Here is a 281-nt window from a genome sequence, read left to right as displayed (position 1 = left end):
GGCCTGCCCAGCGGCGGCGCTGCCGAACAGGCCCTGGCCGGGGCCATCTGGCGCCAGGACAGTGCCGCCGTGGCCCGCGCCTCCTCGCGCTACTCGCCACCGATGCAGCTGATCGGCAAGCTGTACCGCGCCAATGGCGGCTGGCAGGCGGACTGGGTGTTCGTCGACAACGGCCGTGAACTGAACAAGTGGACCAGCAAGGACGCCAACGCCATGCGCGCGATGGCGGCCGGCGCCGATGGCGCCGCCGACGCGCTGGTCAACAAGATTGCCGGCGAGCC

General features: G+C 71.9%; 1 protein-coding gene. It reads left to right on the top strand.

What is annotated here, in order from left to right:
* Positions 1-281 (top strand): DUF2066 domain-containing protein (locus tag EN804_RS36750; RefSeq protein ID WP_135922454.1); only part of this gene is annotated, 281 nt, incomplete at both ends.

Source organism: Mesorhizobium sp. M8A.F.Ca.ET.161.01.1.1 (genome assembly GCF_004792105.1).
Taxonomy (GTDB): Bacteria; Pseudomonadota; Alphaproteobacteria; order Rhizobiales; family Rhizobiaceae; genus Mesorhizobium.
Note: the sequence above shows the minus strand (reverse complement) of the source record. Positions and strands in the feature narration are given on the sequence as shown.